Genomic DNA, 24,384 nt, shown 5'->3' on the forward strand with positions numbered 1-24,384 from the left:
ATCTCTGGGGGTGAAATAAGGAGGGACGATAGTTGAATATTTTACATACGATCACCGTGAAGCAAGTGCTGACCGTAAGTACGAAAGAAGCCCTGCAGAGTCGGTATGAAGATCAAAAGTTCCAATTGAAGCGGGAACATGAACAGCTTCAATTTGAATGGAAAAAAATTGAACGCGCGAAGAAATATCCTTCTCAAAAACTCAGCCAGCATTTTCAAAAGGAAATGGAAGAAAAGCTTGAAAAAATCAAGCTGCTGGACTTTCAATTGGAGCAGCTGGCCATCCTGCCCATCGGCAGTGAATTGAAAGAGAAAGAAGTACAAGGTATGATAGATATTCAAGTTGGTGACAATTGGGATGAAGCGGCATTGTCTAAAACAATCATCGTAGAAGATGGAGTTATAAAAGAAATTCGGTAACAACTAGAGGTGAAATTATGGAAAAATGGTTTAATGTAGGTAAAATTGTGAATACACACGGTGTCAAAGGAGAAGTGAAAGTGGTATCCAGTACAGACTTTCCTGAAGAGCGGTATCAAAAAGGCAACACACTTCATCTTTTCCTTCCCGAAAAAAAAGAGCGCATTGAGGTAATTATTGCCTCACACAGGACGCATAAAAATTTTGACCTTCTGACATTTGAGGGATATAACGATATCAATCAGGTTGAAGCCTTCAAAGAAGGTATACTTAAGGTACAGGAAAATCAACTGCAGTCACTTGAAGAAGGCGAGTATTATTATCATGAAATCATCGGCTGCAAAGTTGTGACCGGCGATGGTACAGAATTGGGGACGGTCAAGGAGATTCTGAGTCCTGGAGCGAACGATGTATGGGTCGTGAAGGGGGAAAGAGGGAAAGAGCACTTGATTCCTTTTATTGAGGATGTGGTCAAGGAAGTCGATCTCGAAAAAGGATTGATCCTGATTGAACCGATGGAAGGGCTTCTTTCATGATGAAAATTGATGTATTGTCACTATTTCCTGCAATGTTTGAGGGTATTTTTGGAGAGTCTATTCTGAAAAAAGCCAATGAAAAGCAGGCTGTTACGTATAATGTGGTCAATTTTCGCGGGTTTGCTGACAATAAACATGGCCAGGTTGATGATTATCCATACGGAGGCGGAGCAGGCATGGTCCTCAAGCCTCAGCCGATCTTTGATGCGGTGGAAAGCTTGAAGAATGAAAATGAATCAAAACCGCGTGTCATACTTATGTGTCCCCAGGGGGAGCGTTACACTCAGTCAAAAGCAGAGGAATTGGCGAAGGAAGAGCATCTCATTTTTATCTGCGGGCATTATGAGGGATATGATGAAAGAATCAGGGAACATGTCGTCACCGATGAGATTTCGATTGGAGACTATGTGCTGACAGGCGGGGAGCTGGGCGCGATGGTTGTCATCGACAGTGTCGTCAGGCTTCTCCCGGGGGTCCTGGGTAACGAAGATTCGCCTGTGAAGGATTCCTTCTCATCCGGACTTCTGGAGCATCCCCATTATACGCGTCCTGCTGATTTCAGGGGAATGAAAGTCCCTCCTGAGCTGATCTCCGGCAACCATCGCCTGATAGAAGAGTGGAGAGAGAAAGAAAGCTTCAGGAGGACATTTGAAAGAAGACCTGACCTATTGGAAAACCAAACTTTATCCGAAAAACAAAAACGATGGATAGAGGAATGGGAAAAGTCTAGATAATCTATTGCATCCTGATATTCAGTATGTTAATATATTCTTTGTGGCTTGAGGGCTATTTCTCAAATCACTGATCCCGATGTTCCGCTGCAATCCATCGCTTTTGTAAGAGCATCTGTTGGAAGGAGTTGAATAAGATGCACAAATTAATCGAAGATATTACTAAAGAACAGCTTCGCTCTGATCTACCATCTTTCCGTCCTGGTGATACAGTACGTGTACACGTTAACATCGTTGAGGGTACTCGTGAACGTATTCAGGTATACGAAGGTGTAGTAATCAAACGCCGCGGAGGCGGTATCAGCGAAACATTCACTGTTCGTAAAATTTCTTACGGTGTAGGTGTTGAACGTACTTTCCCGGTACACACACCTAAGATTGCTAAGTTGGAAGTTATTCGTCGCGGTAAAGTCCGTCGTGCGAAACTTTACTACTTGCGTAACCTTCGCGGTAAAGCGGCTCGTATTAAAGAAATTCGATAATCAAGATTGTTTGAAAAGGAGCTTGGAGACAAGCTCCTTTTCTTCTTGTTTAACCGCTCATATCTAAAGGGATGAGTCCGACGGGGGCCAGGTGCGCACCCTGCTGGACAGATCCGGTCTGCAATCGATGAACTGTAAGATTGGGGCTAATGGAGTAATTCCACCTTTTATAATGAGAAAAAAAGGATTTTCTAGTAGAATAGAAAAAGATAGGAAATTACATTGGGTGGTGGATGTGTTGGTTAAAGAGAAAAACGAATGGTGGGAGTGGATGAAAGCCCTCTTGATTGCGGTGGGTCTGGCAGCTATTATCAGATATTTTTTATTTGCACCGATCGTGGTAGACGGCTTATCTATGACACCTACTTTGGAAAATGGGGACCGTATGATTGTCAACAAGCTTGGTGATCCGGACCGTTTCGATATCGTCGTTTTTCATGCCCCGGAGCACAAGGATTATATCAAACGTGTGATAGGGCTTCCTGGAGATAAAATAGAGTATAAAAACGATACATTATATGTGAATGGCAAGGCTATTAAAGAACCTTATTTGCAAGAATATAAAGATCAGGTCAGCGAAGGGCCTTTAACGGAAGATTTCTCCCTGAAGGACATTATTGACAGGGAAACCGTACCGGAAGGCGAAATTTTCGTAATGGGTGATAACCGGAGATTCAGCAAGGACAGCCGTCATATCGGGACTGTTCCTTTTGAAGAGGTAATCGGCGACACCAAGTTCATCTATTGGCCTGTTAAAGATATAGGAATAGTGGAATAATAGTAAAAATGTAAGTTTGGAGGTGGTCATATGACGATTCAATGGTTTCCTGGACATATGGCTAAAGCCCGCAGGCAGGTAACAGAGAAATTAAAGCTGGTCGATATCGTCATCGAACTGGTGGATGCACGCATCCCTTTATCATCGAGGAACCCCATGATTGAAGAAATCATAGGCCAGAAACCGCGTCTGGTCCTGCTTAATAAAGCAGATATGGCCGATCCCGTGAAAACAGAACAGTGGATTACATATTTTGAGGAACAGGGCATCAAAGCACTTGCTGTCAACGCGCAGGGCGGTAAAGGGCTTCATTCCATCGTCCAGTCAGCGAAAGATATACTCAAAGAAAAGTTTGACCGCATGAAATCCCGCGGTATGAGACCGCGTGCCATAAGAGCGATGATTGTCGGTATACCCAATGTCGGTAAATCAACTTTAATCAATCGTCTGGCGAAAAAGAATATTGCCAAGACAGGGAATACCCCGGGGGTGACGAAAGCCCAGCAATGGATTAAAGTGGGCAAGGAACTCGAACTTCTTGATACCCCTGGAATATTGTGGCCGAAATTTGAAGATGAAAGAGTAGGCTATAAACTTGCTCTCACAGGGGCAATAAAAGATACGATTTTGAATTTACAGGATATCGCTTTATTCGGATTGAATTTCCTTGAGGCCAACTATCCTGAGCGCTTGAAAGATCGCTACAGCCTGGATGAGATACCCGAAGAGATCCTGGCGAAATTCGATGCAGTCGGTAAGAAGCGCGGATGCCTGATGGCTGGAGGAGAAGTTGATTATGACAAGACTTCCGAAGTCATCATCCGGGATATAAGGAATGTTCAGCTTGGTCCGATGACGTTTGACAAGATTGAAGAATTGGAAAGTGACGATATATAATAAACAGAGGCTCTTTAAAGAGATGAACGCTCTTTTTGGAAGCCTCTTTATTTTATTGAATCATTTCCGATAATAAGAAAAGGAGAACGACCTAATTGGATATCAACAGTATGACAATAAATGAAATCAAGTCGCTAGTGGAAAATATATCTTCAAATGATCCACTATTTGAGCAATTACATAGTGATAATAGAAAAGGTGTACAAAAAATTTTAGAAAGCCGTAATCGCAAACTCCAAAAGCTGAAAAAAGAAAAGGAAGAGTTTGTAAAGCTGACTTTATTTGAAAAAAAGCTTTTTAATGAAGGTTTTTCGTTGATTGCCGGTATAGATGAAGTCGGCAGGGGCCCGTTGGCAGGGCCTGTGGTTGCCGCTGCGGTTATATTGCCCGGCGAGTTTTATCTGCCAGGTCTGAATGACAGTAAAAAGCTGTCTGAATCAAAACGGGACGAGTATTTCCAAATCATACAGGAAAAAGCTCATTCCATTGGAATCGGAATGATTGAGCCAGGGGAAATCGATACAATCAATATTTATGAGGCGACTAAGAAAGCAATGCTTCTTGCCATTTCAAATCTTGATTGCAATCCTGATTATCTTTTAATCGATGCGATGAAACTTCAGACGCCATACCCGCAGGAATCGATCATCAAAGGTGATTCTAAAAGCATTTCAATCGCCGCAGCTTCGGTCATTGCCAAAGTCACACGTGACAATCTGATGAAAGAATACGCCGCGCAATACCCAGGCTATGGGTTTGAACAAAATGCAGGTTATGGGACGAGAGGGCATTTAGAAGGACTTCGTTTAAAAGGAATCACACCGATACACAGAAGGAGTTTTGCTCCTGTTAAAGATTATGAACTAAAAGGGTGAGGGAGTAATGAAAATGAATGATATTCAAGGCGCATACAATTCTCAAGCTTCATCCAAAATGACCAGCGGACCGTTTGCTCTTCAAAACGGAAGAATCCTTCATGTTACTGTAGGGAAGCTCCTTGGTGAAGGGATGGCGGAGGTGTCGGCAGCAGGACGGAAATTCATCGCGAAGCTCGATGCACCTCTAGAGGCAGGCAGGGAGTACTGGATGAGAGTACAACAGACCGAGGATGTATTGAGCCTGAATGTGATTCAACGAATTTCAGGAATGAAAGATAGTATGGAAGCGGCGCAAGCATTGATCCGTCAATTTCAATATCAGACATCTGACAAAACACTACTGGATTCAGTCAGTAAATTGATTGACAACGACATTCCGATCACAGGTGAATTGATGAAGTTTATATCTGAAAAAGTAAATGGGGAAAACGCGAATATAAGGCTTCCCGTATTGATGCATATGCTGAAAGCCCGTCTGCCATTGTCAGATAAGGTGTTGTTATCCCTTGAGGCAGGAAAGGGTCAGGAAACAATCAGCGGGCTCCTGAACAGACTGAAAGAACGTCTGTCAGCCTTGGGAGGCGCTCATGATACTCTGGAGCTGATTAAAAGGATCCAGAACCCACTGGGATCATACTTTTCCAAGCAAATGACGGTTAAAGCAATGGTGAATGCTTTGAATCAGTCTGAACCCTTTTCCGTAAGGCATGCGAGTTATGAATTATTACAATCCCTTGGTATCCTGCCCAAGGGTACAAGCTTTCAGAATATGGAAACAGCGTTGAACCATGCTCTTTCATCCTCCATTCAGAAAAACGGAGCAACTCCCAAACAGATTCTAGATTTAATCGGCAGCATGAGGGATCTGCTTTCTCACCCGCTGAATGGTGCCCGGCAGCATGATATTGATGGGGTGATTTCTGCATTAACCAAGGAATCCGGCAGGGGAGGCAAGGCAAATAAGGCCATGGTAGATCTAGCGTTGAACACCATCCACAGGCATTCACCCGCACTCTCAAAAGAAGGTGCAATGGAAAGGATTATCGGAAATTTAGTGGATTTGATGAAAGGTTCAGATAAGCAGCTTCTGGAAAAGAATTATTCTGCTATGCTTTTAAAATGGGAGATGAGTCCCTCTCTTTCGAATGAAGGAAAGATATTCAACATGCTGAATGCAGGTATTGAAGAAGGAATGATGTCCACCCTGAAAGGTAAAGAGCTGGGGCAGGTCTTAAAAAGGATGATTCAGACTCTCGGTTTGAATTTTGAATCACAGCTCCATAGTCAGCCGGATGCTGATTTTCAACCTCTTAAAGAGAAACTGATCAGGCTGATCATTCAGAACCCTGTCCCGGAAGTACGGGAGCTTGCAGAAAAGCTTGTCCATAAATTGAATCATCCTGCATTGGTGTCATGGGAGCAGTCATCCGTATTGAATATCATCCAGCAGTTCCCGCTCTATTTATTCGGTCGGCAGACAGATATTACTGTACAGTGGACGGGCAGGGAGAAGGAAAAAGGCAGGATAGACAGTGACCACTGCCGAATTCTGTTTTATCTTCATTTGGGAAATTTAAATGAAACGCTTGTTGATATGAACGTTCAAAATAGAATCATTTCCCTGACAATCTGGAATGAAAATGAAGGAATGAACGATTTAGCCCAATCATATATTCCAGTCCTTAAGGAATCCCTTCAACCGATGGATTATCAACTTACTTCAGTGAAATTCAAGAAAGTGAATGACCAGGACTCCATATCCCAAAAAAGAATACACGAGATGCAGGCAATCACTTATTCGGGAGTTGATATGAAAATATGACATCATTTCCAAGAAAAGAAGCAGTCGCACTCGGCTATGATCAATCCTCGGAGTCAGCGCCGAGAGTGTTGGCCAAAGGGAAAGGGATCATTGCCGAGAATATCATTTTGAAGGCAGCTGAAAACGGTGTTGCTATTCAGGAAGATGAAAGCCTGTTAGCATTGTTGGGCAAGATCGATGTCGGCGAATCGATACCTGAAGAGCTTTATGGGGCTGTAGCCGAGGTATTTGCTTTTGTATATAAATTGGATAAAGAAATCGGGAAAAGAAAAACCTGATAATTGGAAATAGTGAAAAAAAGGCGAAAAATAACTTTACAAGTATAATAAAATGCTGCAAAAATTAACTAATTAACCCGGTAAATATTGTGAAAAAGTGCAATCTCTGTTCAGAATTTTTAAATTAATATAATATTTTTAGCATAATGGTAGACAGATAATCTGTCATTTTATACAATGAAAGCGCAGTCTATTTTTTGAAGAGTTTGATAGGAGGATGGAAAATGAATATCCATGAATATCAAGGTAAAGAAATCCTCAGAAATTACGGGGTGTCCGTACCAAATGGTAAAGTGGCTTTCACTGCTGAAGAAGCAGTAGAAGCGGCTAAAACGCTTAATTCCAGCGTTTATGTAGTAAAAGCACAAATCCACGCAGGAGGTCGCGGGAAAGCTGGCGGTGTCAAAATCGCTAAGAGCCTTGACGAAGTGCGTACATATGCAGAAGAGTTAATTGGAAAGACTTTGGTCACTCATCAGACAGGCCCGGAAGGTAAGGAAGTAAAGCGCTTACTTATCGAAGAGGGCTGTGACATCAAGAAAGAATACTATGTCGGCCTGGTTTTGGACCGAGCGACTTCACAGGTTGTCTTGATGGCATCCGAGGAAGGCGGAACGGAAATCGAAGAGGTGGCGGCAGCTACTCCAGAAAAAATCTTCAAGGAGTATATTGACCCGGTGGTCGGGCTGACTGGTTTCCAGGCACGCCGTATCGCATTCAACATCAATATCCCAAAAGAACTTGTCAACAAAGCGGCTAAGTTCATGCTTGGACTTTACAACGTTTATATCCAAAAGGATGCTTCAATTGTTGAAATCAACCCATTGGTCGTTACAGGCGATGGAAATGTAATGGCTCTTGATGCGAAATTCAACTTCGATTCAAACGCATTATACCGTCAAAAGGATGTCATGGAATTACGTGACCTTGAAGAAGAGGATGCAAAAGAAATCGAAGCTTCTAAATACGACTTAAGTTATATTTCTCTCGATGGAAACATCGGCTGCATGGTAAATGGAGCAGGTCTTGCAATGGCAACGATGGATATCGTCAAGCATTATGGGGGAGATCCGGCTAACTTCCTTGATGTTGGGGGCGGTGCAACTGCTGAGAAAGTAACCGAAGCATTCAAAATCATCCTTTCAGATGAAAATGTGAAAGGGATCTTTGTCAATATCTTTGGCGGAATCATGAAATGTGACGTCATTGCCACTGGTGTTGTTGAAGCAGCTAAGCAAATCGGACTTGAAGTACCATTGGTTGTAAGACTTGAAGGTACAAATGTGGACCTTGGTAAAGAAATCCTTAATAAGTCCGGATTGAATATTATTGCAGCTGAATCAATGGCAGACGGCGCACAAAAAATCGTTGAGCAAGTAGGCTAAGAAAGGCGGGGGAAAAATGAGCGTATTTATTAACAAGGATACAAAGGTTGTTGTACAGGGAATCACTGGTTCAACAGCTCTATTCCATACAAAGCAAATGCTTGAATACGGTACACAAATCGTAGCGGGTGTTACACCTGGTAAAGGCGGAACCGAGGTTGAGGGCGTACCTGTCTTCAATACTGTGGAAGAAGCTAAGAAAGCTACCGGCGTCAATGCTTCGGTCATCTATGTTCCAGCTCCATTTGCAGCAGATGCAATCATGGAAGCTGTTGATGCTGAACTTGATTTGGCAATTTGTATAACAGAACATATCCCGGTACTGGATATGGTCAAGGTAAAGCGTTATATGGAAGGAAAGAAAACTCGTCTTGTAGGACCGAACTGTCCTGGAGTCATTACTCCTGAAGAATGTAAGATTGGTATTATGCCAGGATACATTCATACAAAAGGACATGTGGGAGTTGTTTCACGTTCCGGCACTTTGACGTATGAAGCAGTTCATCAGCTTTCACAGGCTGGCATCGGTCAGTCAACTGCTGTCGGTATCGGAGGAGACCCGGTTAACGGCACTGACTTCATTGATGTTTTAAAAGCATTCAATGAGGACGAAGATACCTATGCTGTCATCATGATCGGTGAAATCGGAGGAACAGCCGAGGAAGAAGCAGCTGAATGGATCAAAGCCAATATGACTAAGCCTGTTGTAGGATTCATCGGTGGACGCACTGCGCCTCCTGGAAAGCGTATGGGACATGCAGGTGCCATCATTTCAGGCGGAAAAGGAACAGCTGATGAAAAGATCCGCGTAATGAATGAATGCGGTATTCAAGTTGCTCCTACCCCTTCAGACATGGGAGAAACATTAATCAAGGTCCTTAAAGAAGAAGGAATTTTCGAAAAGTGTAAAACACATTAATTTTCATATAAGAGGCTGGGCCCTTAGCTTTCAGCCTCTTATTCCTATTTTGAATCAACTAATCAGCAGGAGGTTTTTAATGAAGGAAATCACACGTTTACTATTTCATATGCAGCACTGCAGGGGTCTTGGAATCAAAGGAACAAAACGACTGCTTTCGCAAATATCCGACCCGTTGATGATCTACAGTTTATCCTCTTCCACCATCAAGCGCTTATCAGGCTCCACAGCCCCTAATACTGAATTATTCCATAGCGATTTTCACAATTTCCAGATTGATCATTATGAAGAATACTACCAGAATAACGATATCCATTGGTTATCAATTTATGACGAAGATTACCCCGAATTATTAAAAAATGTTTATGACCCTCCTTTTGTTCTTTTTATTAAAGGCAGAAGGGAACTCCTGAAATTCCCCAATAAGCTTGCTGTGGTAGGGTCAAGGCAGGCCACCTCCTATACTGAAGATAATCTCAGGACTATGATGCCGGGGCTGGCAAGAAAAAATATAGTGATTGTCAGCGGCCTTGCCAGGGGTGCTGACACGATTGCACATAAAACAGCAATCCGCGCAGGCGCTCATACCATAGGGGTCATTGCAGGTGGATTCCACCACATATACCCCAGTGAAAACAACAAGCTTGCCGAGTACATGATGAAGCAGCAACTCCTCATTTCTGAATACCCTCCTGAAACGAAACCGCAAAAATGGCATTTCCCATTTAGAAACAGAATCATAAGCGGCCTTTCCCGTGCAATTTTGGTGACTGAAGCACAAAAAAAGAGCGGTACGTTTATTACAGCTGATTATGCTTTGAATGAGGGCAGGGAAATCCTGTGCATTCCGGGTTCAGTTAACCAAAAGCTCTCAGAAGGGACAAATGCCTTGATAAAAGAAGGAGCAAAGATGGTATTATCAATAGAAGATATTTTTTTCGAGCTCGATGTATAAAGTTACAGAAATTTATATACAATCATGTAATAAAGTTGCTGTTTTTCCATCAAATAGAGAAATTAACGCATTAATTTATACAAAAAGGTTGCAATTCTTTGTAAACTGTTATACATTTTGCAACAGGTATCGAAAACAATAGAAGAGAACTTAAGAAGTATACTGGAGCAGCGGCTCCGCACTGAATGGGTACTGTATAGAAGAATGTGAAACCGTTTACGCCGGTGTTTTTATACAGGTTTAAAAATAGACAGTGAATTATTTTCCTCTTCAAGGAGGCATATTGGATGGCAGATTATTTAGTAATAGTGGAATCGCCGGCAAAGGCGAAAACGATTGAACGTTATTTAGGAAAAAAATATAAAGTACGTGCCTCCATGGGACACGTAAGAGATTTACCCAAGAGTCAAATGGGTGTAGATGTCGAAAAAGAATTCGAACCTAAGTATATAACGATACGCGGGAAAGGCCCTGTGTTGAAAGAACTGAAAACGGCCGCTAAAAAAGCAAAAAAGATTTTTCTGGCGGCCGACCCCGATAGAGAAGGGGAAGCGATTGCCTGGCATCTCGCCCACAGTCTGGATATGGATACGGACTCACAGTGCCGGGTAGTTTTCAATGAAATCACAAAAGATGCGATAAAAGAGTCATTTAAGCATCCCCGCCCGATCAATATGGATCTTGTCGATGCTCAGCAGGCTCGAAGAATACTAGACAGGCTGGTCGGATATAACATCAGTCCCTTGCTTTGGAAGAAGGTAAAGAAGGGACTGAGTGCCGGCAGGGTTCAATCTGTTGCAGTGAGGCTGATCATAGACCGCGAAAACGAAATCAAAAATTTCGAGCCGGAAGAATATTGGTCCATCGAAGCAGAATTTAAAAAAGACAAAGAAACATTCCAGGCATCCTTCTATGGGATTGATGGAAAAAAAGTGGACTTGAAGACGGAAGAAGAAGTGAAGTCAGTACTTGCACAAGTAAAAGGGAAATCCTTTGAAGTGAACAAGGTGACGAAAAAAGAAAGAAAGCGTAATCCAGCGCCTCCTTTTACAACTTCCTCACTCCAGCAGGAAGCGGCAAGGAAATTGAACTTCCGTGCCAAGAAAACGATGATGCTTGCGCAGCAGTTATATGAAGGTATTGCGCTGGGCAAAGAAGGTACAGCCGGTTTGATCACTTATATGCGAACCGATTCTACGCGAACTTCAGAAGTGGCTCAAAAAGAAGCAAACGAATTCATCACCTCGAAATATGGTGCAGATTTTGTAAGACAATCGGAAAGAAAAGAAAAGAAACAGCAAAAAGCGCAGGACGCACATGAAGCAATCCGTCCTACAAGCACATTGAGGGACCCCGGTTCGGTAAAAGAGTTCCTTTCAAGAGACCAATACCGCTTGTATAAACTGATATGGGAACGTTTTGTTGCCAGCCAGATGGCACCCGCCATCATGGACACCATGAGTGTAGACCTGGTGAATGGACCAGTCTATTTCAGGGCAAACGGCTCAAAAGTGAAATTCCCGGGATTCATGAAGGTATATGTAGAAGGCTCTGACGACCAAAAGGAAGAAAAAGATAATCTACTGCCAGAGCTGAAAGAAAACGATAAAGTGAAGAGTGAATTAATCGATCCTAAACAGCACTTCACTCAACCACCTCCAAGGTATACGGAGGCAAGGCTTGTCAAGACGCTTGAAGAACTGGGAATAGGCCGCCCGTCCACTTACGCGCCTACACTTGATACAATCCAAAGAAGGGGATATGTCTCCCTTGATAATAAAAGGTTTGTTCCAACCGAACTTGGAGAAATTGTTTTAGAACTTGTAAGAGAGTTCTTCCCGGAAATCATTGATGTGGAATTCACTGCCAACATGGAAAGAAGCTTGGATGATATTGAAGATGGAAAAGTGAAATGGGAAAGAATCATTGATGAATTCTATAGGGATTTCGAGAAACACTTGGTCATTGCTGAAAATGAAATGGAAAAAATCGAGATCCGTGATGAGCCTGCAGGCGAAGACTGCGAGCAGTGCGGACATCCCATGGTCTTCAAGATGGGCCGGTATGGAAAGTTCATGGCATGCAGCAATTTCCCAGACTGCCGGAACACAAAGCCGATCGTGAAAGAAATAGGCGTTAAATGCCCTAAGTGTGAGAAAGGAAATATAATAGAAAGAAAAAGCAAAAAGAAACGGATTTTTTACGGATGTGATCAATATCCGGAATGTGATTTCCTTTCATGGGATAAACCAATCGAAAGAAAATGTCCGAAATGCTCTGAACTGCTTGTTGAGAAGAAGCTTAAAAAAGGTAATCAGATACAGTGTACAAACTGCGATTACAAGGAAGAACCGCAAAAATAAGAAGGAAGTCAGCAAAAAAGTTTGCTTCTTTCCTGCGGTACTTATACAATGTAACGAGGGACTGTCCCAAAAGGCAATCATTCAATTGCCTGCCGGGTCAGTTCTTTTCTGTTTTGATTATGTTGTAAATGAATTATCATTTTTGTAGAAATTATACAAAAGGCATTCCTTGATCTTTATTCCCTATTTCAGTGAGGGAGTTACAGCAAGTAAAATGACAGAATGCTTTTAAGTTTTTAAACCATTTATGTTGTTATACAATTCAAATTGGATATGATGAAATTATGGGAATGCGCAGAAGAGCGGTTTACCCGAGGGTGTCGGAAACAATTCAGAACTTTGTGAAAAAAATGTAAAATTAATTGCATGGGCAGCAAGGTTGTGTTACTATTTAGTAGCCCTTGTGAGGTGTTCACTATATGTCAAATACTTTATCTGAACAATTACAGTCTTTTATTGAATATTTACAAATAGAAAAGCAATATTCCACCTATACTTTTGAACAATATCGTCATGATATAGAGGAGTTCTACGTATTTATGAAAGAACAGGGTCTTCATTCCCTGAAAGATGTGGAATATTCAGATGCGAGGCTCTTCTTAACCGTCCTTCATGAACGAAAGCTGATGAGAGCCTCCATTTCAAAAAAAATATCGAGCCTCAGAAGTTTTTACCGATTTCTTAATCGTGAAGAAATGCTTGAAACAAACCCTTTTTCTTTTGTCAATCTTCCCAAAAAGGAAAAGCGGCTCCCAAGATTCTTTTACGAGGAAGAAATACAGGTCCTGCTGGAGGCTTGTAACGGAGAATCGTTATTGGATCTCCGCAACAAAGCACTCTTTGAACTTTTATACGGAACCGGGATCCGTGTGAGTGAATGTGCGAATCTTCAGATGAAGGATGTAGATCTGGCATTATCCACGATCCTTGTAAAAGGGAAAGGGAATAAAGAAAGGTATGTCCCTTTCGGTAGCTTTGCTCAAGATGCATTGACTGCATACATAAACCAATCACGGCCATCGCTTATGAAAGATCAAATTCATTCAGCCGTATTTGTCAATCATCGGGGCGGGGCCCTTACTTCAAGGGGAATCCGGCTTATCCTGAATAAGATCATTGAAAATGCATCCTTAAAAGGCAAAATCACTCCGCATAAATTAAGACACACTTTTGCTACTCATTTATTGAATAATGGCGCGGACCTCAGGTCTGTGCAGGAACTTTTGGGGCATGCTGATCTATCTGCAACCCAGGTCTACACGCATGTGACGAAAGATCAGTTAAGAAAAACATATCTGGCACATCATCCGCGTGCTTAATATTGGAGGTCATACAATGGAACAATTCCACGCAACCACTATCTTTGCTGTACAGCATAAAGGCGAGTGTGCCATGTCCGGAGACGGCCAGGTGACATTCGGAAATGCAGTCGTGATGAAACACACTGCAAAAAAAGTGCGCAAACTGTTCAATGGGAAAGTGCTGGCCGGCTTTGCCGGCTCGGTTGCGGATGCTTTTACATTGTCTGAGAAGTTTGAAGGGAAACTCCATGAATTCAACGGCAACTTGCAGCGTGCTGCTGTAGAGCTTGCAAAGGAGTGGCGCAGTGACAAAGTATTGAGAAAGCTTGAAGCAATGCTGATTGTCATGGATGAAAAACACTTGCTTCTTGTATCCGGAACAGGAGAAGTCATTGAGCCGGATGATGGGATCTTAGCGATTGGTTCAGGCGGGAATTATGCATTATCAGCGGGACGTGCATTGAAGCAGTATTCTGGAGAGCACCTGTCTGCAAGAGAAATTGCGAAAGCATCCCTGCAGATCGCAGCTGATATATGTGTTTATACCAATGAACAAATCATTGTAGAAGTGTTGGAATAGCTCAAAAAAATTTTTTCACACGATAGAAAAGTTAGGAGTGTGTCATTTGAAAAATAATGCTGAGCAATTGACCCCAAGACAGATCGTTGAAAAATTAGATCAATATATTGTAGGGCAAAAAGATGCGAAGAGAGCTGTGGCGGTCGCGCTAAGGAACCGTTACAGAAGAAGTCTTCTGACAGAAAACATTAAAGATGAAGTAATTCCGAAAAACATCCTCATGCTTGGCCCCACAGGGGTAGGTAAAACGGAGATAGCAAGAAGGATTGCTAAATTGGTACGTGCCCCTTTTGTGAAGGTTGAAGCAACAAAATTCACTGAAGTCGGCTATGTAGGCCGTGACGTGGAATCGATGGTAAGGGACCTTGTAGAAACGGCTGTAAGGCTTGTTAAAGAGGAGAAGATGGCAGGAGTACGCGAGCGTGCTGCTGAAAACGCTGAAATCCGCCTTGTTGAACTGCTTGTCCCTTCAAAGAGGAAGTCGTCTTCCTACAAAAACCCTTTTGAAATGATTTTTGGAGGCAACGGAAACGGCCAGCCTTCCGATGAAGATCAGGAAAAGCAGGAAGAGTTGTCTTTGAGGGAGCAAAGAAGAAGGGCAGAACAAAAGCTGAAAAACGGCGAGCTGGAGGAGGAGTTCATCTCCGTTGAAGTGGAAGAACAGCAAGCTTCCATGTTTGACATGCTTCAAGGTTCGGGCATGGAACAAATGGGCATGAACATGCAGGATGCCTTGAGCAGCTTCATGCCCAAGAAAAAGAAAAAGAAGAAGCTTAAGGTTAAGGAAGCGAGGACAGTCCTTATTAATGAAGAAGCTCAGAAGCTGATCGATATGGATGAAGTTACTCAGGATGCCCTCATCAGGGCTGAGCAGTCCGGTATCATCTTCATTGATGAGATTGATAAAATTGCAAGCAAAGGGTCTGGCCAGTCATCGGCTGATGTATCGAGGGAAGGTGTTCAGCGTGATATCCTGCCGATCGTAGAGGGGTCGACGGTCGTGACTAAATACGGTTCGGTCAAAACCGATTACATGCTTTTCATCGGTGCGGGGGCCTTCCACATGTCTAAACCTTCAGACCTGATTCCGGAATTGCAAGGGCGTTTTCCGATCCGGGTGGAACTTAAGAAACTGTCGACAGAAGATTTTGTACGGATTCTAATTGAACCTGATAATGCCATCATCAAGCAATATATTGCTTTAATGGAAACAGAAGGTATACAAATTGAATTTTCTGACGATGCTATTCGTAGGCTGGCAGAAATAGCCTTCGAAGTGAACCAGAATACAGATAATATCGGTGCTCGCCGACTTCATACCATTATGGAAAAACTGCTTGAAGATTTATCCTTTGAAGCACCTGAAATTACGTTGGAGACAATTAAAATCACTCCTCAGTATGTGGATGATAAATTGGGCGCCATTTCAAAAGATAAGGATTTAAGCCAGTTCATCCTTTAAGTTTTTATTATCGATGATATGGGTATAGAAAAAAAGATTAGCGAATGAAGTAAAACTTATAAATAAAACAATAGATACAATTCAGTTGTACTAGGAGGAAATGAAAATGAACTTATTAGGAAAAACAAGAACAATCAATGCCATGCTTCAAAAGGCTGCCGGCAAACCGGTTAACTTTAAAGAAATGTCAGAGACCCTCAGCGGTGTAATCGAAGCAAATGTATTTGTGGTAAGCCGCCGCGGAAAACTTCTTGGATTTGCAATCAATCAGCAGATAGAAAACGAAAGAATGAAGCAGATGCTTGAAGACCGTCAATTCCCTGAAGAATATACTCAAAATCTTTTCAATATACAGGAAACATCTCCAAACCTTGATGTTGAAAGTGAATATACTGCCTTCCCGGTTGAAAACAGAGAGCTATTCAAAAACGGTTTAACTACAATCGTACCGATTATCGGCGGAGGAGAGCGTCTCGGGACCCTGATCCTTGCAAGACTGCAGGCAAGCTTTGAAGATGATGATTTGATTCTTGGCGAATACGGAGCAACAGTTGTAGGTATGGAAATTCTCCGTGAGAAAGCAGAAGAAATTGAAGTGGAAGCTAGAAGCAAAGCGGTCGTTCAAATGGCTATCAGTTCCCTGTCGTATAGTGAGCTGGAAGCGATTGAACATATCTTTGAAGAACTGAATGGAAACGAAGGCTTATTGGTAGCTTCTAAAATTGCTGACAGAGTGGGTATCACCCGCTCGGTCATCGTAAATGCCCTTCGTAAACTTGAAAGTGCCGGAGTAATCGAATCCCGTTCATTGGGCATGAAAGGGACATACATCAAAGTCCTTAACAATAAATTCCTGCTCGAACTAGAAAAACTTCGTACAAATTAATGATTAGTGATAAAAAATCTAAATCCGTTATTCCTTTCATGGAATGACGGATTTTTTTATTTATGGAAAAGAATAAGCCTGGGTGTTCAGATGTTTAGCATAATATAAAAAAATTCCTCAATGGTGCTAAAATTATCTTTTATTTGAACAGCAGACCGTCTTGCTCCTGATTGGAGTATCAATTCAGGAAATAATCAGCTGATTGTGCAGGAATTAAGCTGTCTGATGAAAAGGTTGTATACATAGACAATTATTAGGTAGTAAATAAGCCGAAAGGACTATAAAAGGACAAGTGATGGGTCTTGTCTTCTATAATATGGGTAGTAAAATTAAGATGTTACATTTCTATTGCGACTTTTTTCGACACCATTACAACGGCATCGAATAAGTACAATGAAAACATTCAAAAGTAATAAAAATCATAGAAATTGTGTCTTGAAATGTCGATTAATTGGAAAAATATTCAGCTAGAGGAAATATGGAGACGCTGATAAAATTAACCATGTAAAACTTTGTAATGTTATGTAATTGAAATGAAACACTAAGGTAATGATGAATAAAAATAGTTTCCAAAAAAAGGTCATTTTATAGGTTCAAAGTCATTAATTCTTCATTTTTCGACGATTTTCGTTAAAAAATACTGAATATTCATAGACACTATTCGACCTAAACATTACAATAAGGACGGAAAGAAGTTATATTTGTAAAAATATCCGGATCTTACTAATTATATGGATAGAGGTGCTTCAGGTGAAATTATTTTCCAATACGATTACAAGTCTAGAAAGGGGCCTGGACTATGCCTCTTTAAATCAGAAAGTAATCTCTCAAAACATAGCAAATGTCGATACTCCAAACTACAAAGCAAAAGAAGTAGATTTTAAGACCGTTCTGAATCAAACTATGCAATTGGATGCAAAAAGAACAGATTCAAGGCATTTCACATTTAAGTCTGCTGATACACATCCTGCTGTGAAGTCGAGGAACGCCTATCAATTCAACCATAATGGAAACGGGGTTGACCTGGACAAGGAAATGTCAAACATGGCAGAAAACCAAATTTACTTCAATGCGCTTTCAGATCGGATCAATGGAAAGTTCAACTCTTTGAAAACAGTTATCAGGGGAGGTAAGTAGCATTGTCCATTTTCACTAGTTTAAACACTACATCTTCCGCACTGACTGCTCAGAGATTAAGAATGGATGTCATATCATCCAATATGGCAAATGCAGATTCCACGAGGGCAAAGGTAAATGCAGATGGTGAGTGGGAGCCGTATAGAAGAAAATCGGTTGTAATGGAACCTAAGGAAGCGGGTTTTTCATCCTTTCTTAATGCAGCCGTTAATAAAGGGGCTCATTCGGTTGGACAGGGTGTCAAAGTATCCAGGATACAAGAGGATGATACGACTCCCTTTAAAATGGTCTATGACCCGGAACACCCGGATGCTGATGAAGAAGGGTATGTAGAGCTTCCCAATGTCGACCCTCTCAGGGAAATGGTCGACCTGATCTCAGCTACACGCTCTTATGAAGCAAATGTCACTGTGTTCAATGCAAATAAATCGATTCTGATGAAATCACTTGAAATAGGTAAGTAGGGAGGAAGCACTCATGGCCATACATAGTATAAGTTCGGTCAATCCGAATTTTTTAAGTCCGTCGTTAAGCAAAAAACAAATTTCACCTTCAGATGCCACAACTAATTTCGGGCAATTGCTGAAAAAATCAATTGAAGAGGTCAATCAAACACAGATTCAATCAGATAGAATGACAGAAAAGCTGGTGCGTGGTGAAAATGTCGATCTTCATCAAGTAATGATCGCTTCGCAGAAAGCAAGTATCACTCTTCAGACAACAATGGAAGTACGTAATAAAGTGGTTGAGGCGTATCAGGAAATAATGAGAATGCCAATGTAATAGAAACGTGTAGTCGAGTACCGGAGGATTGTAATGAATGAATCGTTTAAGAACTATACAAATCAAATAAAGACATATTGGACAAGCAGAACGAGAAAGCAAAAAGCCGGCATGGGAGCTGTATTGCTTTGCAGCATCATTATCATAAGCGCTGCCGTTTTTTTTATGACAAAAACACCGATGGCGCCCTTGTATAAGAATCTGTCCCCATCAGAGACAGGCTCCATTAAGGAAAATCTTGATGGCAGGGGAGTTCCATCCCAGATTACAGAGGGAGGGACTGCCATTCTCGTTCCTTCTGAACAGGTAGACACTTTAAAAGTGGAGCTTGCAGCTGAAGGAATTCCAAATTCCGGCAGCATAGACTACTCTTTTTTTAGTAAGAATGCCGGTTTTGGAATGACAGATAATGAATTTAACGTAATGAAGCTTGATGCAATGCAGACAGAGCTTGTAGATCTGATTAAAGGGATAGAAGGCGTAAAAGATGCAAAGGTCATGATTAATCTGCCGGAAGAGCAGGTGTTCCTCAATGATGATGACCAGAATGCATCTGCATCTATTGTTCTGAATACGAATCCTGGATTTAATATGGACCAGCGTCAGATAAAATCTCTGTATCATCTAGTATCGAAGAGTGTTCCAAACCTGCCTACTGAGAATATCGTCATCATGAACCAGTTTTTTGAGTATTTCGATTTAGAATCTCAAAATAATTCCATGAGCGGAAACATCGCCCAGCAAATGGATGTGAAAAAGGAAATCGAACGGGATATCCAGCGTCAGGTTCAGAATATGCTCGGTACACTGATTGGTTTTAATAAAGTAGTGGTTTCAGTATCGACTGATATTGACTTTACCCAGGCGAACCATGAAAAAAACATGGTAACGCCTGTTGATGAAGAAAATATGGAAGGAATCGCCGTAAGCGCACAGAGAATCACGGAAACCTTTTCGGGAGAAGGTGCAGGTCCAGGAGGTGTGCCTTCAGGAGAAGACACAGATGATACCCTCGATTCCTATCAAGAAGGAACTGGATCAAACGGTGATTATGAAAGAATGGAAGAAACGATCAATAATGAGGTCAATCGGATCAGGTCCGAAATCGTAGAGAGTCCATACAAAATACGGGACCTGGGGATACAGGTGATGGTGGAGCCCCCGAACCCCGAGGACGAGAATTCACTTCCCCAGGACCGGATTGATGATATACAAAAGGTTCTATCAACCATCGTGAGGACTTCCATCGATAAGGAAGCTTCCCCGGAACTGACAGACGAAGATATAGAAGATAAGGTTGTCGTTTCAGTACAGGAGTTTAATGGAAAGATGGAATTTGAAGATGATACGAAGCAAGGAATTCCTTGGTGGGTATATGCCATTGGCGGCATCCTGCTGGTCGTCATTCTATTGCTGATATTCTTCCTGCTGAAATCACGCAAGAAGAAGGAAGAGGAATTGTACTTTGAAGAGGAACGCATCCCTGCTGAAATCCCTGAAATCGAACCAAAAGAAGAAACGGATGGTTCGATCAGACGTAAGCAGCTTGAGAGAATGGCAAAAGAAAAACCGGAAGAGTTCGCCAAATTACTTCGAACTTGGTTAGCTGATGAGTAGAAGGGTGAGGAAATGGCTAGAAGAGAAAAAGATTTAACAGGTAAACAAAAAGCGGCTATCCTCTTGATTTCACTTGGACCCGATGTGTCGGCATCAGTCTATAAACATTTATCTGAAGAAGAGATAGAGAAGCTTACGTTGGAGATATCCGGGGTGAGGAAGGTCGAGACTGAAGCAAAAGAAGATATCTTAGAAGAATTTCACAGTATTGCAATTGCACAGGACTATATTTCCCAGGGCGGGATCGGTTACGCGAAAACAGTCCTTGAGAAGGCACTTGGTGCGGATCAGGCTGCAGCGATCATCAACCGCCTGACTTCATCATTACAGGTGAAGCCCTTTGACTTTGCCCGGAAAGCTGATCCGGCTCAGATATTGAACTTTATACAAAATGAACATCCGCAGACGATTGCCCTGATTCTATCATACTTGGATCCTCAGCAATCTGGACAAATTCTATCTGAGCTTCCTCAAGACGTCCAGGCTGATATAGCGAGAAGAATTGCGATAATGGACGGTACCTCACCGGAAGTGATCAGTGAGGTCGAAGCCATTCTTGAAAGAAAGCTGTCCGCTACAGTTACGCAGGATTACACACAAACCGGCGGAGTGGAAGCTGTCGTTGAAGTTCTGAATGGTGTAGACCGTTCCACGGAAAAAACGATTCTGGATGCTCTTGAAATACAGGATCCGGAACTTGCGGAAGAAATCAAGAAGAGGATGTTTGTATTTGAAGATATCGTTACACTGGATGGCCGTTCCATCCAACGAGTAATCAGAGATTGTGATAATGAAGACCTCCTTCTGTCTCTCAAGGTATCGAGCGACGAGGTCAAGGAAATTGTATTTAAGAACATGTCAAATCGTATGGTGGAGACCCTCAAAGAAGAAATGGAATTCATGGGGCCGGTCAGACTGCGTGATGTAGAAGAAGCTCAATCAAGAATCGTAGCAATCATCAGACGATTGGAAGAAGCCGGGGAAATCATCATCGCCCGGGGTGGAGGAGACGATATCATTGTCTAGGATCATTAAGTCTTCCGCAGCTCAAACTCGCGGTGATAATAATAAGATCATAGCCCTTAAGAACATTCGTTCTTCAATGACGGAACTTTCAGAAGAGGATCTTTCCAACCAACAGCAGCTGAGGTATACAGAGATAGAAGATTTAATCACGGAAGCCAAGCGTGAAGCTGAGAAGATTTTATCCGGGGCTTTTGAAGAAAGGGACCGTATTAAAAACCAGATTCAACAGGAAAAAGATAACTGGCTGACTGAACGTGAGCTGCAATTTCAAGAAGCCTATGATGCAGGATTCCTAAAAGGCGAAGAAGAGGGTATGAAAAAAGGATATCAGGAGTATACCAGACGGTTGGATGAAGCAGATCGAATTACAGAGTTAAACAAACAAGAATATTATTCATATCTGGAAAATGCACAGGAAGTGATTGTTTCACTTGCCATTGCAAGTGCTGAAAAAATCATCGGAAAAAAGATTGAAGATAATCCGGATACATTTACTTCAATTGTCAAAAGGAGTTTGAAGGAAGTCAGGGAATTACCTGAGGTTCAAATTCATTGCCATCCTTCTAAATATAAGAATCTGGCGGAAAATAAAAAGGAAATCGAAACCGTATTTCCCGCAAATGTACAATGTTTTATTTATGCTAATGATGACTTGGAAGACGAGCAATGTTACATAGAGACGAATCAAGGAAGGATCATCGTAAGTATTGACTCACAGCTGTCTGAATTAAAATTGAAACTGTTTGCGATGCTGCAGGGGGATGGGACATGAAAGCAATAGATTTACTTCCGCTTATCCCGCAGGTAAATACGTTCAAGAAATACGGGAAAGTAAAGCGGGCTGTCGGACTTATGATTGAGTCGCAGGGTCCCGAGAGTTCTGTCGGGGAGGTCTGTTATATCCATATCACCAGCCGCGGAGTTCCGAAAATCATTCTGGCAGAAGTGGTGGGGTTCAATGGACAGCTTGTCATCCTCATGCCCTATTCCAACATGCAGGATATAGCACCGGGAAGTCTGGTGGAAGCTACCTCAAAGCCTTTAGAGGTAAAAATAGGGCCGGCATTGATCGGTAAGGTCGTGGACTCGCTGGGCAAGCCGCTGGACGGAAGTATGCTGCCTGGCGGCCTGGCGGCTACCCACACAGACCAGGAACCGCCAAATCCCCTTTCAAGGCCACCGATCGATGAGCCGATGGAAGTAGGAGTGAAAGCAATCGATAGTATGCTGACGGTAGGTAAAGGTCAGCGTGTCGGGATCTTTGCCGGGAGCGGCGTAGGAAAGAGCACCTTGCTCGGAATGATTGCAAGGAATACGAAAGCTGATTTGAATGTCATTGCATTAATTGGGGAACGCGGCAGGGAAGTCAGGGAATTCATAGAGAGGGACCTGGGCGAAGAAGGTTTGAAAAGAACGATTGTTGTTGCTGCCACTTCGGATCAGCCTGCTCTGATGCGGATCAAGGGTGCCTTTACAGCCACGGCAATCGCTGAATATTTTCGCGACAAAGGCTTGAATGTAATGTTGATGATGGATTCTGCTACACGCGTGGCAATGGCGCAGCGGGAAATCGGCCTGGCTGTCGGTGAACCTCCTACAACAAAGGGGTATACTCCTTCAGTATTTGCGATACTCCCGAAGCTGCTTGAAAGGACGGGAACCAACCTAAAGGGAAGCATTACGGCGTTCTATACTGTGCTCGTGGATGGCGATGACCTAAATGAACCAATTTCCGATACAGTCCGGGGAATTTTGGATGGACATATTGTATTGGATCGAAAAATAGCCAACAGGGGGCAATTTCCGGCTATCAATATCTTGAAAAGCGTCAGCCGCCTCATGAATCATCTGGCCTCGGATCAGCACCTGGAGGCTTCAGTAAGGTTAAGGGAGCTCTACAGCACCTTTATCGAATCTGAAGATCTCATTCAAATCGGTGCCTATAAGAAGGGTTCTTCTAAAGAAATAGACGAAGCCATTAACTACTATCCCAAGATCATTTCTTTTCTTAAACAAGGCGTTTATGAAAAAATATCGCAGGCTGAAAGTATCGACCGACTTATACAGCTGGCAGAAAAAGGTGACGTGCGGTCATGAGTTATCAATATCGATTTGAACGGATCTTGACCCTCAAGGAAAAAGAGAAAGATGAATTGAATGAGCAATATAAAGGAGCTATCTCAAAGTTTGAAAAGGTGGCCGAAATGCTTTATGGATTTTTAAAGAAAAAGGAAGATTTGGAATTCCACCAAGCCGGCCGACTTCAAAACGGCCTCTCGGTTCAGGATATACGCCACCATCAACAATTCATTACTAACCTGGAAAAAACGATTTCCTATTATCAGGAACTTGTGATCCAAGCACGTAATCGTATGAACTGGTATGAAGAAAAACTTGTTGATATGAACATGGAAGTGAAGAAATACGAAAAAATAAAAGAAAAGGACTCAAGCGTTTTCCTTCAAAAATTGAAAGAAGATGAAAACAAACAATTGGATGAAGTGTCCGTTGTTCAATACATGAATCGAGGAATCAGGTGATAGAATGCCAAAAACGATTGCAGAAGAGAAAGAGACCAAAGAAACCAGCCGTTTTCAATGGATTGTATTTGTAATCTTCATTCCTCTATTATTTGCGATTACCATCGCCTTGATCGTCATGACAGTTGCAGGGATCAATGTGTTTGAAAAAGCACAGTCCGTTCCTTTCATTTCAAAAGTGCTTCCATCAGCGAGTGAGGAGGGGAAGGAGCAGCTGGAGAGCCGGATTGTTTCGTTACAGACTTCCATTGAGGATAAAGAAGCGCAAATCTCCCAGCTGCGAAGTGAAATTGACGGCAGGGAAAAGGACAATGAAAAACTCCAGGCAACAATCGAGCAGCAGAAGCTTGAGCTTGAAGAGCTGAGACAGATAGGGGAAGAAAATAAACGGGCTTTTAAAGAAGTAGTAAGCACATTCGAGTCCATGTCCGCCAAAAGTGCCGCCCCGGTCTTGATGAAGATGGAGGAGCAAGAAGCACTTAAAATACTTTCCAGCATAAAACCGGATGATTTAGCAGACATACTTGAGAAAATGCCTCCTGAGGATGCCGCAAGATACACAGGTTTATTGGCAGCAGATGAGAGTTAGAAGATAAATGCATTGGGAAG

At 42.3% G+C, this 24,384-nt stretch carries 26 protein-coding genes; all 26 read left to right on the forward strand.

Annotated elements, in window-relative coordinates; all coding sequences use genetic code 11:
- Window positions 1-32: 32 nt before the first annotated feature.
- The 26 genes from AS034_RS10255 (at window position 33) to AS034_RS10380 (ending at window position 24,364) form a co-directional block, all read left to right on the forward strand.
- Window positions 33-419 (forward strand): YlqD family protein, encoded by a 387-nt coding sequence (locus tag AS034_RS10255; RefSeq protein ID WP_058298401.1) that lies wholly within the window; start codon window positions 33-35, stop codon window positions 417-419.
- Between the two features lie 17 nt (window positions 420-436).
- Window positions 437-955, forward strand: coding sequence for a ribosome maturation factor RimM (rimM, locus tag AS034_RS10260; RefSeq protein ID WP_058298402.1), 519 nt, complete (start codon window positions 437-439; stop codon window positions 953-955).
- Window positions 955-1,689, forward strand: coding sequence for a tRNA (guanosine(37)-N1)-methyltransferase TrmD (gene trmD, locus AS034_RS10265; protein WP_141687712.1), 735 nt, complete (start codon window positions 955-957; stop codon window positions 1,687-1,689). The genes rimM and trmD overlap by 1 nt, the downstream gene beginning before the upstream one ends.
- A gap of 134 nt (window positions 1,690-1,823) precedes the next feature.
- A complete protein-coding gene (gene rplS / locus AS034_RS10270) occupies window positions 1,824-2,168 on the forward strand; it encodes a 50S ribosomal protein L19 (protein WP_032088854.1) in 345 nt (114 codons plus the stop codon).
- 238 nt (window positions 2,169-2,406) lie between these two features.
- Window positions 2,407-2,946 (forward strand): signal peptidase I, encoded by a 540-nt coding sequence (gene lepB / locus AS034_RS10275; protein WP_058298734.1) that lies wholly within the window; start codon window positions 2,407-2,409, stop codon window positions 2,944-2,946.
- Window positions 2,947-2,976: 30 nt separating this feature from the next.
- Entirely contained in the window at window positions 2,977-3,843 is an 867-nt protein-coding gene (gene ylqF / locus AS034_RS10280; RefSeq protein ID WP_058298404.1) for a ribosome biogenesis GTPase YlqF, read from the forward strand.
- Window positions 3,844-3,944: 101 nt separating this feature from the next.
- The gene (locus AS034_RS10285; RefSeq protein WP_098151237.1) at window positions 3,945-4,718 is read left to right on the forward strand and encodes a ribonuclease HII; all 774 of its coding nucleotides are present in this window, start codon (window positions 3,945-3,947) and stop codon (window positions 4,716-4,718) included.
- Window positions 4,719-4,731: 13 nt separating this feature from the next.
- On the forward strand, window positions 4,732-6,543 hold the full coding sequence (locus tag AS034_RS10290) for a hypothetical protein (RefSeq protein WP_141687702.1): 1,812 nt from the start codon (window positions 4,732-4,734) through the stop codon (window positions 6,541-6,543).
- Entirely contained in the window at window positions 6,540-6,821 is a 282-nt protein-coding gene (locus tag AS034_RS10295; protein WP_032088851.1) for an EscU/YscU/HrcU family type III secretion system export apparatus switch protein, read from the forward strand. The genes AS034_RS10290 and AS034_RS10295 overlap by 4 nt, the downstream gene beginning before the upstream one ends.
- 224 nt (window positions 6,822-7,045) lie before the next feature.
- On the forward strand, window positions 7,046-8,206 hold the full coding sequence (sucC, locus tag AS034_RS10300; RefSeq protein WP_032088850.1) for an ADP-forming succinate--CoA ligase subunit beta: 1,161 nt from the start codon (window positions 7,046-7,048) through the stop codon (window positions 8,204-8,206).
- A 16-nt stretch (window positions 8,207-8,222) separates the two neighbouring features.
- Window positions 8,223-9,125 carry a succinate--CoA ligase subunit alpha gene (gene sucD / locus AS034_RS10305; protein WP_032088849.1) on the forward strand — a complete coding sequence of 301 codons (903 nt, stop codon included), beginning with the start codon at window positions 8,223-8,225 and terminating at the stop codon, window positions 9,123-9,125.
- Window positions 9,126-9,204: 79 nt separating this feature from the next.
- Window positions 9,205-10,080 (forward strand): DNA-processing protein DprA, encoded by an 876-nt coding sequence (dprA, locus tag AS034_RS10310; RefSeq protein WP_058298406.1) that lies wholly within the window; start codon window positions 9,205-9,207, stop codon window positions 10,078-10,080.
- A gap of 287 nt (window positions 10,081-10,367) precedes the next feature.
- A complete protein-coding gene (topA, locus tag AS034_RS10315; protein WP_032088847.1) occupies window positions 10,368-12,443 on the forward strand; it encodes a type I DNA topoisomerase in 2,076 nt (691 codons plus the stop codon).
- A 419-nt stretch (window positions 12,444-12,862) separates the two neighbouring features.
- A complete protein-coding gene (gene xerC, locus AS034_RS10320; RefSeq protein ID WP_058298407.1) occupies window positions 12,863-13,762 on the forward strand; it encodes a tyrosine recombinase XerC in 900 nt (299 codons plus the stop codon).
- A 16-nt stretch (window positions 13,763-13,778) separates the two neighbouring features.
- The gene (gene hslV / locus AS034_RS10325) at window positions 13,779-14,324 is read left to right on the forward strand and encodes an ATP-dependent protease subunit HslV (RefSeq protein ID WP_058298408.1); all 546 of its coding nucleotides are present in this window, start codon (window positions 13,779-13,781) and stop codon (window positions 14,322-14,324) included.
- A gap of 46 nt (window positions 14,325-14,370) precedes the next feature.
- Window positions 14,371-15,786: an HslU--HslV peptidase ATPase subunit gene (hslU, locus tag AS034_RS10330; RefSeq protein WP_032088844.1), complete on the forward strand. Its 1,416-nt coding sequence runs from the start codon at window positions 14,371-14,373 to the stop codon at window positions 15,784-15,786.
- A 106-nt stretch (window positions 15,787-15,892) separates the two neighbouring features.
- Complete coding sequence (gene codY, locus AS034_RS10335) at window positions 15,893-16,672, forward strand: GTP-sensing pleiotropic transcriptional regulator CodY (protein WP_058298409.1); 780 nt, start codon at window positions 15,893-15,895, stop codon at window positions 16,670-16,672.
- A gap of 750 nt (window positions 16,673-17,422) precedes the next feature.
- On the forward strand, window positions 17,423-17,809 hold the full coding sequence (gene flgB, locus AS034_RS10340; protein WP_032088842.1) for a flagellar basal body rod protein FlgB: 387 nt from the start codon (window positions 17,423-17,425) through the stop codon (window positions 17,807-17,809).
- Window positions 17,810-17,811: 2 nt separating this feature from the next.
- Window positions 17,812-18,273 (forward strand): flagellar basal body rod protein FlgC, encoded by a 462-nt coding sequence (gene flgC, locus AS034_RS10345; RefSeq protein WP_032088841.1) that lies wholly within the window; start codon window positions 17,812-17,814, stop codon window positions 18,271-18,273.
- Between the two features lie 13 nt (window positions 18,274-18,286).
- Window positions 18,287-18,592: a flagellar hook-basal body complex protein FliE gene (fliE, locus tag AS034_RS10350; protein ID WP_052011639.1), complete on the forward strand. Its 306-nt coding sequence runs from the start codon at window positions 18,287-18,289 to the stop codon at window positions 18,590-18,592.
- 33 nt (window positions 18,593-18,625) lie between these two features.
- Window positions 18,626-20,209, forward strand: a complete 1,584-nt coding sequence (fliF, locus tag AS034_RS10355; protein WP_058298410.1) for a flagellar basal-body MS-ring/collar protein FliF — start codon at window positions 18,626-18,628, stop codon at window positions 20,207-20,209.
- A 12-nt stretch (window positions 20,210-20,221) separates the two neighbouring features.
- The gene (gene fliG / locus AS034_RS10360; protein WP_032088839.1) at window positions 20,222-21,235 is read left to right on the forward strand and encodes a flagellar motor switch protein FliG; all 1,014 of its coding nucleotides are present in this window, start codon (window positions 20,222-20,224) and stop codon (window positions 21,233-21,235) included.
- Window positions 21,228-22,007, forward strand: a complete 780-nt coding sequence (gene fliH, locus AS034_RS10365) for a flagellar assembly protein FliH (protein WP_058298411.1) — start codon at window positions 21,228-21,230, stop codon at window positions 22,005-22,007. The genes fliG and fliH overlap by 8 nt, the downstream gene beginning before the upstream one ends.
- Window positions 22,004-23,332: a flagellar protein export ATPase FliI gene (fliI, locus tag AS034_RS10370; RefSeq protein WP_058298412.1), complete on the forward strand. Its 1,329-nt coding sequence runs from the start codon at window positions 22,004-22,006 to the stop codon at window positions 23,330-23,332. Before fliH ends, fliI begins: the two co-directional genes overlap by 4 nt.
- Entirely contained in the window at window positions 23,329-23,775 is a 447-nt protein-coding gene (gene fliJ / locus AS034_RS10375; protein WP_058298413.1) for a flagellar export protein FliJ, read from the forward strand. The genes fliI and fliJ overlap by 4 nt, the downstream gene beginning before the upstream one ends.
- A 4-nt stretch (window positions 23,776-23,779) precedes the next feature.
- Window positions 23,780-24,364, forward strand: a complete 585-nt coding sequence (locus tag AS034_RS10380) for a MotE family protein (RefSeq protein WP_032088835.1) — start codon at window positions 23,780-23,782, stop codon at window positions 24,362-24,364.
- Window positions 24,365-24,384: the final 20 nt, after the last annotated feature.

Origin of the sequence: [Bacillus] enclensis (assembly GCF_001456935.1) — a bacterium.
Lineage (GTDB): Bacteria > Bacillota > Bacilli > Bacillales > Bacillaceae_B > Rossellomorea > Rossellomorea enclensis.

What these genes read in the sequence shown, in the direction of transcription:
- fliI (WP_058298412.1), top strand. Translation starts at nt 22,004, where the DNA reads ATGAAAGCAATAGATTTACTTCCGCTTATCCCGCAGGTAAATACGTTC.
- sucD (WP_032088849.1), top strand. Translation starts at nt 8,223, where the DNA reads ATGAGCGTATTTATTAACAAGGATACAAAGGTTGTTGTACAGGGAATC.
- ylqF (WP_058298404.1), top strand. Translation starts at nt 2,977, where the DNA reads ATGACGATTCAATGGTTTCCTGGACATATGGCTAAAGCCCGCAGGCAG.
- topA (WP_032088847.1), top strand. Translation starts at nt 10,368, where the DNA reads ATGGCAGATTATTTAGTAATAGTGGAATCGCCGGCAAAGGCGAAAACG.
- fliG (WP_032088839.1), top strand. Translation starts at nt 20,222, where the DNA reads ATGGCTAGAAGAGAAAAAGATTTAACAGGTAAACAAAAAGCGGCTATC.
- AS034_RS10380 (WP_032088835.1), top strand. Translation starts at nt 23,780, where the DNA reads ATGCCAAAAACGATTGCAGAAGAGAAAGAGACCAAAGAAACCAGCCGT.
- trmD (WP_141687712.1), top strand. Translation starts at nt 955, where the DNA reads ATGAAAATTGATGTATTGTCACTATTTCCTGCAATGTTTGAGGGTATT.
- AS034_RS10290 (WP_141687702.1), top strand. Translation starts at nt 4,732, where the DNA reads ATGAATGATATTCAAGGCGCATACAATTCTCAAGCTTCATCCAAAATG.
- fliF (WP_058298410.1), top strand. Translation starts at nt 18,626, where the DNA reads ATGAATGAATCGTTTAAGAACTATACAAATCAAATAAAGACATATTGG.
- fliJ (WP_058298413.1), top strand. Translation starts at nt 23,329, where the DNA reads ATGAGTTATCAATATCGATTTGAACGGATCTTGACCCTCAAGGAAAAA.
- hslV (WP_058298408.1), top strand. Translation starts at nt 13,779, where the DNA reads ATGGAACAATTCCACGCAACCACTATCTTTGCTGTACAGCATAAAGGC.
- fliE (WP_052011639.1), top strand. Translation starts at nt 18,287, where the DNA reads ATGGCCATACATAGTATAAGTTCGGTCAATCCGAATTTTTTAAGTCCG.
- dprA (WP_058298406.1), top strand. Translation starts at nt 9,205, where the DNA reads ATGAAGGAAATCACACGTTTACTATTTCATATGCAGCACTGCAGGGGT.
- sucC (WP_032088850.1), top strand. Translation starts at nt 7,046, where the DNA reads ATGAATATCCATGAATATCAAGGTAAAGAAATCCTCAGAAATTACGGG.
- AS034_RS10295 (WP_032088851.1), top strand. Translation starts at nt 6,540, where the DNA reads ATGACATCATTTCCAAGAAAAGAAGCAGTCGCACTCGGCTATGATCAA.
- rplS (WP_032088854.1), top strand. Translation starts at nt 1,824, where the DNA reads ATGCACAAATTAATCGAAGATATTACTAAAGAACAGCTTCGCTCTGAT.
- xerC (WP_058298407.1), top strand. Translation starts at nt 12,863, where the DNA reads ATGTCAAATACTTTATCTGAACAATTACAGTCTTTTATTGAATATTTA.
- rimM (WP_058298402.1), top strand. Translation starts at nt 437, where the DNA reads ATGGAAAAATGGTTTAATGTAGGTAAAATTGTGAATACACACGGTGTC.
- codY (WP_058298409.1), top strand. Translation starts at nt 15,893, where the DNA reads ATGAACTTATTAGGAAAAACAAGAACAATCAATGCCATGCTTCAAAAG.